This window comes from Plantactinospora sp. B6F1 (assembly GCF_040120695.1).
Lineage (GTDB): Bacteria > Actinomycetota > Actinomycetes > Mycobacteriales > Micromonosporaceae > Plantactinospora.
Window position 1 is genome coordinate 16,746 of the sequence record NZ_JBEEAC010000015.1, and the last position, 12,626, is coordinate 29,371.

Here is a 12,626-nt window from a genome sequence, read left to right on the forward strand (position 1 = left end):
CATCCGTACCCGAGGAGCGGCACGATCAGCAGGAAACCACAGCCGGAGGGCGGCCAGGCACCGGTCGTACAGCGGATCCGGATCAGGTACGCCAAGCGTGGGCCGCTGCGGTTCACCTCACACCGGGACTTCGCCCGGGCCTTCGAGCGCGGGTTGCGCCGGGCCGGCGTCCCGGTGGCGTTCTCGCAGGGCTTCACCCCGCACCCGAAGATCTCCTACGCCAGCGCGGCCCCGACCGGAGTGGCCAGCGAGGCGGAGTACCTGGAGATCGGGCTCCAGCGGTCGGTGGATCCGGCCGAGTTGCGTACCGCCCTGGACGCGGTGCTCTCGCCCGGACTCGACGTACTCGACGCGGTGGTGGCCGCCGGCGGCAGCCTGGCCGACCGGATCGAGGCCTCCCGGTGGCGGATCGAACTGCCCGGTGTCGAGCCGGATGTCGCCCGCGCCGCCGTGTCGAATTTTCTGGCCGCCTCCGAGGTGCTCGTCGAGCGGATGACCAAGCAGGGACGGCGGGTTTTCGACACCCGGGCGGCCGTGACAGCCATCGATATGATCGAGAGGACCGAGGCACCTTCCGGGGTCGCGGGCGTACCGTGTGCGATACTCGAAGTGGTCGTGCGGCAGGTCACCCCGTCCGTACGACCCGATGACGTCCTTTCCGGCCTCCGCGTGGTGGCCGACCTGGAGCCGCCGGTGCCGCCGAGGGCGACCCGGCTGGCGCAGGGCACGCTGACCGCGCAGGGGGAGATCGTGGATCCGTTGGAGGCGGATCGCGACGGGATGGCCATCGGCGAACGCCAGCCGGAAGTCCGGCCGGCGGTCAGGTAGGCAGACTTCGGCGACCCGGTCACCTTGACGCGTCACCGGAAATACTTTGCGGCAACCCTGCGTGGCAGCGCTCACCCGCGCCCGGGGAAGCCAGAACTGGAGAACGTCCATGCTCGAGAACGAGCCAGAGGGCGGAGAACGGCCCGGCGCTGAGTCGGCCTTCGACGCCACCACCGCAAGCGGCAGCACCGAGAGCGCGAGCGCGCAGGGCGGCAGTGCCGAGAGCGCGAGCGCGCAGGGCGGCAGTGCCGAGATGCCCGCGCGGCGGCGCACCACGCGGCGCCGTACGTCCAGCACGTCGAGCGAGTCGGCGCCGACCGACGTACCGGCCGAGGCGCCCAGCACGGCCAGGACGACCAGCGCGGAAGCCGCCGACCCCGAGGTGCTCGCCCCGGTGGCCGCCGACATCGAACCCGCGCCGAAAGCGACCCGCCGGCGCCGCAAGGCCACCACGGCGGACAGACGGGACGATGCCGGACCTCCGGCCGGCGAGGCGGCTGCCGCCGGTGGGGCGGCTGACCCGGGCGCTCCCGCGGCCGGCCCCGACGACGCGGCGATCGAGCCCGTACCGCCGGTGAAGGTGACCCGTACCCGCCGGAAGAAGGCGGCAGCCCCCCCCCGTCGAGCCGGGTGAGGCCGCGGTCGAGCCGGCCGGGGCCGTCGGGAGTGACCCGTCGGCCAGCGAGGTCCCGCTGGCCGGCTCCGATGTCGGCGCTCCGGCCGCACCTGAGCCGACCGGCGGTGCCGACCTGCCGGTGGCCGGTGGTCCGGTCGAGGCCGAGCCGGCGGCCGAGGAGGCGCCCCGCGGGCGGCGCCGCCGCGCCGCGCTCTCCGCGCCCACCGTGCTGTTCATGGCCCCGGAACCGGAGACTCCGCCGGCCCGGGCCGGCGCGGTCGAGACCGCTCCGCCGGCCCCGTCGACCGAGGTCGACGCCGAAGGCGAACCGGCCGAGGGCACCCGGCGGCGCCGCCGGGGCCGGCGCGGTGCCGAGCCGGCCGTGCTGGACTCCGAGGTCGAGGTCGAGGTCGTCGCCGACCAGGAGGGCCTGGACGTCACCGATACCGAAGCGGACGAGGACGAGGACGAGGAGACCGCGGCAGCCCGGCGTCGACGGCGGCGCGGCCGTCGGGGTCGGGGCCGGGGCAAAGGCACCGCTGACGACGCCGACGAGGGCGACGAGCCGGCGGCCGAAGCCGAGGCCGGCGTCGAGGCCGGGGCCGACGAGGACGAGGACGACGACGGCGAGGTCGGTGACGGGGTGACCCGGCGTCGCCGCCGGCGCCGCCGCAAGGGCGCCGGGGACACCGACGGTGCGGTCGACGACGGCGTACCCACGGTTGTCAAGATCCGCGAGCCGCGCAAGACCGTGGACGAGGTGCAGGGCGTCTCCGGCTCGACCCGGCTGGAGGCCAAGCGTCAGCGCCGCCGGGACGGCCGCGAGCAGCGGCGTACCCGGCCGCCGATCCTGAGCGAGTCGGAGTTCCTGGCCCGCCGGGAGGCGGTCGACCGGGTGATGGCGGTACGCCAGCGCGGCGACCGCACCCAGATCGCCGTACTGGAAGACGGGGTGCTCGTCGAGCACTACGTCACCCGGGCGTCGGCCGGCACCATGGCCGGCAACGTCTACCTGGGCAAGGTGCAGAACGTGCTGCCCAGCATGGAGGCGGCCTTCGTAGACGTCGGCCGGGGCCGCAACGCGGTGCTCTACGCCGGTGAGGTCAACTGGGACACCACCGGTCTGGAGGGGCGGGCCCGCTCGATCGAGCAGGCACTGCGCTCCGGCGACTCGGTGCTGGTGCAGGTCACCAAGGACCCGATCGGACACAAAGGCGCCCGGCTGACCAGCCACATCGCGCTCTCCGGGCGGCATCTGGTCTATGTGCCGCACGGCAACGCCTCGGGGATCAGTCGCAAGCTGCCGGACACCGAGCGAAAGCGGTTGCGCGACATCCTGAAGAAGCTGGTCCCGGACGGTGCCGGCGTGATCGTCCGGACCGCCGCCGAGGGAGCGAGCGAGGACGAGCTGGCCCGGGACGTGAAGCGGCTCCAGGCGCAGTGGGAGGACATCCAGGCCAAGGCGGCCGAGGGCGGCGCGCCGGTGCTGCTCTACGAGGAGCCCGACCTGGTGATCCGGGTGGTGCGGGACCTGTTCAACGAGGACTTCCGCGAGCTGATTGTGCAGGGCGACGAGGCGTACGAGATGGTCGAGTCGTACCTCTCGCACGTCTCGCCCGACCTGGTGCCCCGGCTGCGCCGGCACACCGGAACCGCGGACGTCTTCGCCGAGCGACGGATCGACGAGCAGATCCTCAAGGGGCTGGACCGGAAGGTCTTCCTGCCCTCCGGCGGTCACCTGGTGATCGACCGCACCGAGGCGATGACGGTGATCGACGTCAACACCGGCAAGTACACGGGTGCCGGAGGCAACCTGGAGGAGACGGTCACCCGGAACAACCTGGAGGCGGCCGAGGAGATCGTCCGGCAGCTCCGGCTCCGCGACCTGGGCGGCATCGTCGTGATCGACTTCATCGACATGGTGCTGGAGTCGAACCGGGAACTCGTACTGCGCCGGCTCACCGAGTGCCTCGGCCGAGACCGGACCAAGCACCAGGTGACCGAGATCACCTCGCTCGGTCTGGTCCAGATGACCCGAAAGCGGATCGGCGCGGGGCTGCTGGAGGCGTTCAGCGAGACCTGCGACTGCTGCAAGGGCCGTGGCCTGATCATCCACACCGAGCCGGTGCCGGAAAAGTCCCGCGCGGGTGCGGGGGACAAGGTCAAGGTGGTCGCCTCGGCCGCCGGTACCCCGGCAACGGCAACGGCCCCGCCGCCGGCCTCGGATGCGTCGGCCGCCGGTGGTCGGCGCAGGGGTCGCAAGGCGGCGGCACCGGAGCGGGTCGTCGTCGAGGTCTCGGAGTACGAGGACACCATGGGGTACGACCTGTCCCGCTACGAGATGGAGGGCAGCGGGTCCGCCGAGGTCGCCGAGGCGGCCCCGGCCGAGTCGATGCGGCTGGCCGGTGCCGGCGACCCAGACGCCATCGAGGAGACCGGGGACCTGGACGGGGAGGCCGACGGTGCGGAGGTCGGCGGCGGTCGTCGCCGGGCCCGCCGCGGCGGTACCCGTCGCCGCACCCGGCCCTGAGCCCGTCGCCGCACCCGGTCCTGAGCCCGCCGCCGCAGCCGGTCCTGAGCGCGCACACCCGGTCCTGATCGCGTCGCCGCAGCCGGCCCTGGCCGGAGGACGGGTTTGTTCCGTCGGTGCCGGAGGTGGTTACGCTGGTCACTCCCTCGCGATCCTCGACCGGTCGTCGGCCACCGCCGGCACCGCCTCGCGGGGGACCAGCCGCACCCCGGAGGAGAAGACGATGCGACGCCTGCTGGTGACCGCCGCTATCGCCGCCGCGCTGTTCGCGGCGGCCGGCTGCTCGGGTGAGCGGGACGGTGCCGCCGCACCCGGACCGGCGGGCGTCCCGCCGGCCGGCGCCCCGTCGTCGGGTGTCGCGACGCCGGGAACCAGCCCGGGCGCTCCGGCCGGGTCACCGGCCGTGGACACCAGGCCGGCAGGGGGCAACGGCAAGGAGGTCTGCGCGGCCGCCACCGAGGCCGCCACCTCGTCCGTGCAGACCTTCGTCTCCGAGCTGGGCAAGTCGCTCCAGGCGGCGGGTGCCGGTGACACCGACGGTGCGCAGGCGGCGCAGCGCAAGGCGGAGGCGGCGTTGCGGACCTGGGGCAACGCGATGCGAGAGCAGTCCGCCCGAGCCACCGACGACCGGCTCAAGAAGGTACTGGCCGAGATCGGGACCGAGGTCGGGACGATGAAGGCCAGCGTCGAGTCGGTCGACGAGAACAAGCTCCAGGAGCTGCAGCAGCGGCTGGACGCCCTCTGCGCGAGCTGACCGGTCCAGCCCGGCCGGCTGGGACATGGACCCGGCCGGGTGCGGACGTGGGCTGGCCGGGTGCGGACGTGGGGACGGTGGGTCTGGGTACCGGCGCGTCGACCGGTACCGGGGAGCGGGCCCGGTTTGGGCCAGCGGCCCGTCATGGCGTACGCTGGCCTGCGGCGCTGATTACGCGCCACGTTCTCGCGTGCCCGCCCCGCACCCTGTGCGGTCGAGCTGGCCGTCGCGAACACCACCCGCAGCCTCAACGACAGGGAGTCCGCGTCCGATGTACGCGATCGTCAAGACCGGCGGCAAGCAGTACAAGGTCGCCGAGGGCGACGTGATCGAGGTCGAGAAGCTGGTTGGCCAGCCTGGCGACGCGGTCAAGCTCGCCGCCGTCCTCCTCGTCGACGGGGACAACCTGGTGACCGATGCCGCGCAGCTGGCCAAGGTCGCGGTGTCCGGCGAGATCGCCGCGCACACGAAGGGTCCGAAGATCCGGATCCACAAGTTCAAGAACAAGACCGGCTACCACAAGCGCATGGGTCACCGCCAGCCGCTGACCCAGGTCAAGGTGACCGGCATCACCAACGGCAAGTAAGCCCCGGCGGAAAGACAGGTCGTCCTCAGATGGCTCACAAAAAGGGTGCGTCCAGCTCGCGGAACGGTCGCGACTCCGCGGCACAGCGACTCGGCGTCAAGCGGTTCGGTGGGCAGGTCGTCAGCGCCGGTGAGATCCTGATCCGGCAGCGGGGCACCAAGTTCCACCCCGGTGACCTGGTCGGTCGCGGTAGCGACGACACGCTGTTCGCGCTGGCCGCTGGTGCGGTTCAGTTCGGCACGAAGCGTGGCCGCAAGGTCGTCAGCATCGTGCCGTCCGAACGGTAACGTCAGTTTTCCGGCGGAGCGGGCCGCGGACCTGGTGTCCGGGCCCGCTCCGCCGTTTCTCGGACACAATTCGACAGCGTTTCTCGGGCACAGTTCGACAGCCCGGCAGACCGGCCGGGCGTACCACCTGTGCCGTATCCGGCGTCGGCGGGCGGCGCTGATGAAAGGATTGGCAGCGTGACCACGTTCGTTGACCGGGTCGTACTGCACCTGCAGGCCGGTGACGGCGGGCACGGCTGCGTCTCGATCCATCGGGAGAAGTTCAAGCCGTTCGGTGGCCCGGACGGCGGCAACGGCGGACACGGCGGCAGCGTCTCCCTGGTGGTCGACCCCCAGGTGCACACCCTGCTCGACTTTCACTTCCGGCCACACGTCAAGGCCGAGAACGGCAAGGGCGGCGCGGGCTCCAACCGGGACGGCGCCAACGGGCGGGACCTGGTGCTCAAGGTCCCGGACGGGACGGTCGTGCACGCCATGGACGGTACGGTGCTGGCCGACCTGGTAGGTGCCGGCACCACCTTCCAGGTGGCCCGCGGCGGTCGGGGCGGTCGGGGCAACGCCTCGCTGGCCAACGCCCGGCGCAAGGCGCCCGGCTTCGCCGAGCTGGGCGAGCCGGGGGACCGGCTCGACGTCGTACTCGAACTCAAGAGCGTCGCAGACGTCGGGCTGGTGGGCTTCCCGTCTGCCGGCAAGTCCTCACTGATCTCGGTGCTGTCGGCGGCGAAGCCGAAGATCGCGGACTATCCGTTCACCACGCTGGTGCCGAACCTCGGCGTGGTCCGGATCGACGAGCACACCTTCACCGTCGCCGACGTGCCGGGCCTGATCCCCGGCGCGGCCACCGGCAAGGGGCTGGGGCTGGAGTTCCTGCGGCACATCGAGCGCTGCGCAGTGCTGGTGCACGTGGTGGACGCGGCCACCCTGGAGCCGGGCCGCGACCCGCTGGCCGACATCGACGCCATCGAGGCCGAACTCTCCGAGTACGGCGGGTTGGCCGACCGGCCCCGGCTGGTCGTACTCAACAAGATCGACGTACCGGACGGGCGAGATCTCGCCGAGATCGTCCGGCCCGACATCGAGGCACGCGGCCTGCGGGTCTTCGAGGTCTCGGCGGTGACCCGGGAAGGGCTGCGCGAGCTGACCTTCGCGCTGGCGGAGCTGGTCGAGCAGTCCCGGGCGGCCGCGCCCGATCTGGAGCCGACCCGGATCGTGATCCGGCCGGTCGCGGTCGACGACGCCGGCTTCACGGTCGAGTCGGCGCCGGACGGCGCGTACGTGGTGCGCGGGCAGCGGCCGGAGCGCTGGGTCAAGCAGACCAACTTCGACAACGACGAGGCGGTCGGCTATCTGGCGGACCGGCTGGCGCGGCTGGGTGTCGAGGATCAGCTCGCCAAGGCCGGTGCCGAGCCGGGCAGCCTGGTCCGGATCGGCGAGCGGGAGTTCGACTGGCAGCCGACGCTGTACGCCGGGGCGGAGTACGTGCCGAGCGCACGGGGCACCGACAGCCGGCTGGCCGAGAAGGTGACCCGGCCGACCGCGGCCGAGCGGCTCGCCGCCCGCAAGGCCCGTCGGCAGCGACAGCCGGAGGAGGCGGCCGACGGGTCGACGCCGGACGGCCCCGTGGACCCGCCCCACGCCGGTCCGCCGGAGGACGCGGACTGATACGCCGGAGCACGCGATGCGCCGGTGCACGCGATGCGCCGGTGCACGCGGTAGTGCATCCCGTGGGGGCGCGGGATCGCTGCGGGTGAGGGCGCGGGATCGCTTCGCGTGAGGGCGCGGGATCGCTGCGGGTGAGGGTGGGTGGGATTGCTTCGCCACCGTGGCGTAGCGGGGCCACCTGCCCGAAACCTCGCTGAAATGCCTGGTGGCTAGCGTCGGCGGTGTGCTGATCGAGTCGCGTGCATCGTCGGATCCCGAGCTGGCTGCCCTGCTGACGGCCCAGCAACGTGAGCTTCGCCAGGCCGACGGCGGCCTGGACGGACAGGTGTTCATGCCGCACGACGACGCGCGGTACCTGGTGGGCGTGATCGCCGGCCGGGCGGTCGCCTGCGGTGCGGTCCAGGCGCTGGACCGGGAGACGGCCGAGGTCAAGCGGGTGTACGTCCGCCCGGCCCACCGGGGCCAGGGCCTGGCCCGGCAGTTGCTCGGCGCGCTGGAGGAACTCGCCCTGCGTGCCGGGCACACCGTGCTCCGGCTGGAGACCGGCACTTACCTGCCCGGTGCGATCCGGTTCTACCTCTCGTCGGGCTACACCGAGATCCCGACCTACGGCGAGTACGTCGACAACCCCTACAGCGTCTGCTTCCAGAAACGCCTACCGGCAGCGGATCCGCTACTTCCGGGAAAGAGTGGCTACTCGGACGGACCGAGGCCACTCGTTCCCCGAAAGAGCGCGATCTTCAATGACTGAGCAGGCCGATCGCGCGTTTTGCCCGGTGGAGGGTGTCGGCGGCGTGGTCCTGGGCACGTTCGGCGCCGTCCGCGAGGATCCGCCGGACGTAGCCCGGATCGCGGGCCAGTTCCGTGTGGCGGAGCCGGATCGGCCGGAGCATCGCCTCGACCGCTTCGGCGACCGCGTTCTTCAACTGCGCGTACGACCCGTAGTCGGCGGCCAGAGCCGCGGGTGAGCCGCCGAGGCAGGAGGCCAGGATCTCCAGCAGGTTCGCCACGCCGGGACGGCGTTGCGGGTCGTACCCGACGGTCCGGCCCGGATCGGTCACCGCGCGGAGCACCTTGCGGCGGATCACCTCGGGCGGATCGAGTAGGAGGATCGTCCCCGCCCCACTGGCGTTGGTCTTACCCATCTTCGCGGTCGGATCGGCCAGGTCCATCACCCGGGACGACACCGCCGGATGGACCGCCCGGGGGACGGTGAAGGTGTCGCCGTACCGGGCGTTGAACCGGGTCGCCACGGTGCGGGTGAGTTCGAGATGCTGGCTCTGGTCGTCGCCGACCGGCACCTCGTGTACGTCGTGCAGCAGGATGTCGGCGGCCATCAGCACCGGATAGCTGAGCAGGCTCAGCCGAACCTGCCCGTGCCGTGCCGCCTTTTCCCGAAACTGGATCATCCGGTGCGCCTCGCCGTAGCCGGTGGCGCACTCGAGCAGGTAGTGAAGTTCGGTGTGCTGTGGGACCTGAGACTGCACATAGAGCAGCGCCCGGTCCGGGTCCAGGCCGGCGGCGAGCAGCACGGTAGCCTGCTCCAGGGTGAGCGCCCGGATCTGCGCCGGCTGGTGGGTGACGGTGAGCGCGTGCAGATCGGCGAGGAAGACGATCGTCTCCGCCCGGTACTGGCCGGCGACGACCGGCCGGATCGCACCGATCAGGTTGCCCAGGTGCAGGTGGCCGGTTGGTTTGAGGCCGGTGATCCGGCGTACCGCCGGGGTGTTCGGGGCGAGCGCGGTGGCTGCCGGAAGTGGTGCGGTCGGGGCCATTAGGGTGCTCCTTACCGGTTTGGGGCGTCGCCCCCCGGTGAGCACATGCGAAACGGCCGCCCGGAGGGCGGCCGATGAGCTGTGTTTCGGGTACGCGGATGCGTGGGCCGCCCGTCAGGGCAGCCACCAACCGTTCGATGCCATCCGCACGCGTCCACGGTAGCAGGCCCGCCCGTCCGGCGGACCCGCCTAGACGGTGCCCGAGCCGCCCGATGAACCGGCGGTGTGGTGATCCGGCGGTGTGGTCGGCGGGTGTGGTGACCGGGCGATGGCGACGGCAGGAGCCGTTCCATCGCCCGGTCACCGAGAGCTGGCCGGTTGGCTGGTCAGCCGGTCAGCCGGTCAGCCGGTCGGCACGACGCCGACGTTGAGTTCGGCCACCGAGGTCCAGCGGTTGCCGTCGACCTCACCGAGGGCCTGGAGCCGGATGTACCGGCCGCTGGTCGGCGGGATCGTCACCGTCTGTTCCGCCGCACTGTCCGGGAACGTGCCGGCGGCCACCGCCGTGCCCCAACTGCTCCGGCTGTTCGAGACGTACACCTCGTAGCCGGTGATCCGGCCGCCGGTGTTGGAGCCCTGCCGGGGCAGGTAGTAGAGCCGGTTGACCGTACGGGCGCTGCCCAGGTCGAGGTCGATCCAGTGCGGGTGCGACGAATTGGACAGTAGCCGCCGAGTGTGCCAGATCGACGACGTGTTGCCGTCCCGCACATTGGTCGCCCGGCCATTGACCAGTAGTGTCTCCTGGCTGTCCGCACCGGCCACCGTCCAGGCTGACTGGGGCAGCCGAACGCTGCCGGACTGCGGTTGGTAGGTAGCGATGTAGCTGGTAGGGCTGGTCGGGGCGGTGATCACGTGGGTCTGGGACCCGCCGTCGGACCAGGAGCCGAAGACGTACGGTACGCCGTCGAGGGTCTGCGGGGTGACCGCGCTGACGGTGTTGCTCGACCCCTGGATGACGGTACGGGTGAACGGCGTCGCCTGCGCGGTCGCGCCGAACACCAGTTGCAGGCCCGACGGGCTGGAGTCGACGGTCAGGTCGACGGTCTTCGGGTCGAGTCGCACGCTGGTGCTGTGCGACAACCCGCCGCTGTCCGTGGCGGTCAGCACCAGCTCCAGATAGGACGGATACTCGTGGTCCGGTCCGAGCATGCTGCCGCTGGTGCCGGTGAAGTCCTGCAACGTGTGGATGTGGCAGTTGTCCAGCGTGTAGCAGTGGTGCAGCAGCATCCGCCAGTGCAGCGCGCTCGCCGGCAGGGTGCCCTGGTCGGGGTCGGTCGCGTGCCCGGTGAAGCTGATCGGGTCGTTGACCGCCCAGGTGAAGTCGCTGCCCGGGGTGTCGATCACCGCGGTCGGCATGCTGTTGCCGGTCTGGATCGGCACCGTCTGAGTGCCGGAGGCGTCCAGCGTGTCGTAGACGGTGAGCCGGGCGGTGTACGGGCCGCCGGCCGGGTAGGTGTACGAGGCCGTCGCCGTGGTGGCGTCAACGGTGCCGTCGTCGGTGAAGTCCCACTCGTAGCGCAGCCGGCCCGCGTCGGCCGGGTCGGCGTCCGTGGAGCCGGTGCCGTCGAAGGTGACCGTCAACGGTGCCGTCCCGGAGGTGGGGGAGGCGGCGATCGACGCGACCGGCGGCTGGTTGCCGGGGAAGTAGCGGATCCGGCGTACCGAACCGGCGTGGTCGACGTAGTAGAGGTCGCCGCCCGGCCCGATGGCCAGGTCTACCGGGTTCGCCGCGGCGCTGCCGAAGGTACGTCGGTCGGACGCCACCGGCAGCCCACCGGGCGCGGCGGGCAGCATCGCCCAGATACAGTCCCGGGAGTAGTCGGAGAAGAAGAGCGCGCCCGCGTACTCGGCCGGGTAGCTGCCGCCGGCGGCCGGGTAGAAGGCGGCACCGGAGATCGAGGAGCTGCCGGTCGGGCAGGCTTCCCCGGCCACCACCCTTGCCGCGTGGTCGTACGTGTAGAACGGCGCCGTCTGCCCGGCACCGCTGTAGAGGCTCTCGCACAGGTCGAGGTTGGCGCTGTCGTAGCCGCTCTGCCGTCCGGCGCCCTCGTAGCAGGGCCAGCCGAAGTTGGTCACCCCGGCGGTGGGGTCGACCACCCGGTTGACCTCCTCCCAGCGGGTCCAGCCCACGTCACCGGCCCACACCTCGTTGGTACCGGGCCGGATGGTGAACCGGAACGGGTTGCGCAGGCCCTGCGCGACGATCCGCCGGGTGTTCGGGTCGGGGCTGGCCGCCGACGGGTTGCCGGGGGCGGCGGCACCGGTCAGCGGGTCGAGTCGCAGCACCGTACCGTCCAGGCTGGTCGGGTCGGCGGTGGTCCGGGAGTCCTGGGCGCGCAGCGCGCCGCCCTCGGCGGTCGGCGGGGTCATCGTGCCACCGGGCGGGTCGGCACAGGGGTTCGGCGGGTTGCCGAGCTGACCGTAGTCGACCAGGTCGTAGCTGGCCCCGTCCCCGGCGGTGGCGTACAGCATCCCGTCGGCACCGAACCGCAGGTCACCGGTGGCGTGGCTGGCGTACTGCTGACACCAGTCCTCGATGAACACCTGCTCGGTGCCGGTCATCGTGTTGCCGGCGGCGGTCAGCCGGGAGAGCCGGCCGGTGACGATGCACCGCCCGCCGTTGGTACCGCCGACCGAGGCGCAGTTGTCGTTCCAGTACGGCGCGGTCTGCCCCGGTGGCGCGTCGTACGCGTAGAGCACGTAGACGTACGGCTGGGTGGGGAAGTCCGGGTGCAGGGCCAACCCGAGCAGCCCCCGGTCGTGTTGGTTGTGCACATTCGCCGACAGGTCGGCGAAGACGGTCGCGGTGGTGTCGGCGAGGTCGTCGTACACCTTGATCCGGCCGCCCTTCTCGGCGACGAAGATCCGCCCGTCCGGGGCGAACTCGATGTTGGTCGGTTGGTTCAGGCCGGTGAAGACGACCTGTTCCTGGAGGCCGGTCGGCAGCACCACCGCGGCGGCGGGTGCCGTACCCGAGATCGGCGCGGCCAGCGCGGCGACCAGTGCGACCACGACTCCTGTCCGCAGCAGACGGGTGACCGGGGACGGTCGTGCGGAAGATGGCATTCGTTTCCCCCCAACTTGGCGCAGCTCCAAGCAGTGCGTGCACGGTGCGACCTTCGCGGTCCCGAACCGGGTGCACAAAGGACCTGTCACGCTAGGGGGAGGGGCGGAGGCCGGCAGCCCGGCCACGCCCGGAGTGAGCATCTCGTGACTACGGGCTAACCGTACGTCGCCTGATGTTTGGGGTGATGCCGCCCGATCACGACGCGCCGCCTCGGCGGATCATCGGAGAGGACCCGGCCGGTCAGGCGAGGCGGTTCCGCCCGGCCGGCCCACCTCGGATCGGCCGGCCGGAGAACTCCCTAGTCGAGGTCGAACTCGCCGTCCTGGGCGCCGGCCACGAAGGCGTCCCACTCGGCCTGGGTGAAGACCAGCACCGGACCGTCCGGTTCGGCGGAGTTGCGCATGCCGATCAGATCGTCGACGAACGCGATCTCGACCGCGCCCTCCGAGTCGTCGCCCTCGGCGCGTTGCCACACGGCGCGCGACAGGTCGAAATCGCCCTTGGGGTGCTGCGCCATCAGT

At 71.9% G+C, this 12,626-nt stretch carries 9 protein-coding genes and 1 pseudogene; 7 read left to right on the top strand and 3 right to left on the bottom strand.

Features of this window, described 5'->3' with window-relative positions; genetic code table 11:
* Nucleotides 1-81: 81 nt before the first annotated feature.
* From ABNF97_RS19680 to ABNF97_RS19710, 7 genes and pseudogenes are all read left to right on the top strand, one after another.
* The gene (locus tag ABNF97_RS19680; RefSeq protein WP_130465678.1) at nt 82-828 is read left to right on the top strand and encodes a TIGR03936 family radical SAM-associated protein; all 747 of its coding nucleotides are present in this window, start codon (nt 82-84) and stop codon (nt 826-828) included.
* Nucleotides 829-937: 109 nt separating this feature from the next.
* Nucleotides 938-3,974: pseudogene (locus tag ABNF97_RS19685) on the top strand (Rne/Rng family ribonuclease).
* Between the two features lie 223 nt (nt 3,975-4,197).
* Nucleotides 4,198-4,728 (top strand): hypothetical protein, encoded by a 531-nt coding sequence (locus ABNF97_RS19690; protein ID WP_349339374.1) that lies wholly within the window; start codon nt 4,198-4,200, stop codon nt 4,726-4,728.
* A gap of 271 nt (nt 4,729-4,999) precedes the next feature.
* Nucleotides 5,000-5,314, top strand: coding sequence for a 50S ribosomal protein L21 (rplU, locus tag ABNF97_RS19695; RefSeq protein WP_130461076.1), 315 nt, complete (start codon nt 5,000-5,002; stop codon nt 5,312-5,314).
* A 29-nt stretch (nt 5,315-5,343) separates the two neighbouring features.
* A complete protein-coding gene (gene rpmA, locus ABNF97_RS19700) occupies nt 5,344-5,601 on the top strand; it encodes a 50S ribosomal protein L27 (protein ID WP_130461075.1) in 258 nt (85 codons plus the stop codon).
* A gap of 177 nt (nt 5,602-5,778) precedes the next feature.
* Nucleotides 5,779-7,263, top strand: a complete 1,485-nt coding sequence (obgE, locus tag ABNF97_RS19705) for a GTPase ObgE (RefSeq protein ID WP_349339375.1) — start codon at nt 5,779-5,781, stop codon at nt 7,261-7,263.
* A gap of 223 nt (nt 7,264-7,486) precedes the next feature.
* Entirely contained in the window at nt 7,487-8,014 is a 528-nt protein-coding gene (locus ABNF97_RS19710) for a GNAT family N-acetyltransferase (protein WP_349339376.1), read from the top strand.
* Here ABNF97_RS19710 and trpS read toward each other — a convergent pair.
* The 3 genes from trpS to ABNF97_RS19725 all read right to left on the bottom strand — a co-directional run bounded on the left by trpS (nt 8,004) and on the right by ABNF97_RS19725 (nt 12,622).
* Entirely contained in the window at nt 8,004-9,038 is a 1,035-nt protein-coding gene (gene trpS, locus ABNF97_RS19715; protein WP_130461072.1) for a tryptophan--tRNA ligase, read from the bottom strand. The two genes, ABNF97_RS19710 and trpS, sit on opposite strands and share 11 nt — an antisense overlap.
* A gap of 342 nt (nt 9,039-9,380) precedes the next feature.
* Entirely contained in the window at nt 9,381-12,050 is a 2,670-nt protein-coding gene (locus ABNF97_RS19720; RefSeq protein WP_349339377.1) for a PQQ-dependent sugar dehydrogenase, read from the bottom strand.
* 353 nt (nt 12,051-12,403) lie between these two features.
* Nucleotides 12,404-12,622: a DUF397 domain-containing protein gene (locus ABNF97_RS19725; protein WP_101371446.1), complete on the bottom strand. Its 219-nt coding sequence runs from the start codon at nt 12,620-12,622 to the stop codon at nt 12,404-12,406.
* Nucleotides 12,623-12,626 lie beyond the last annotated feature (4 nt).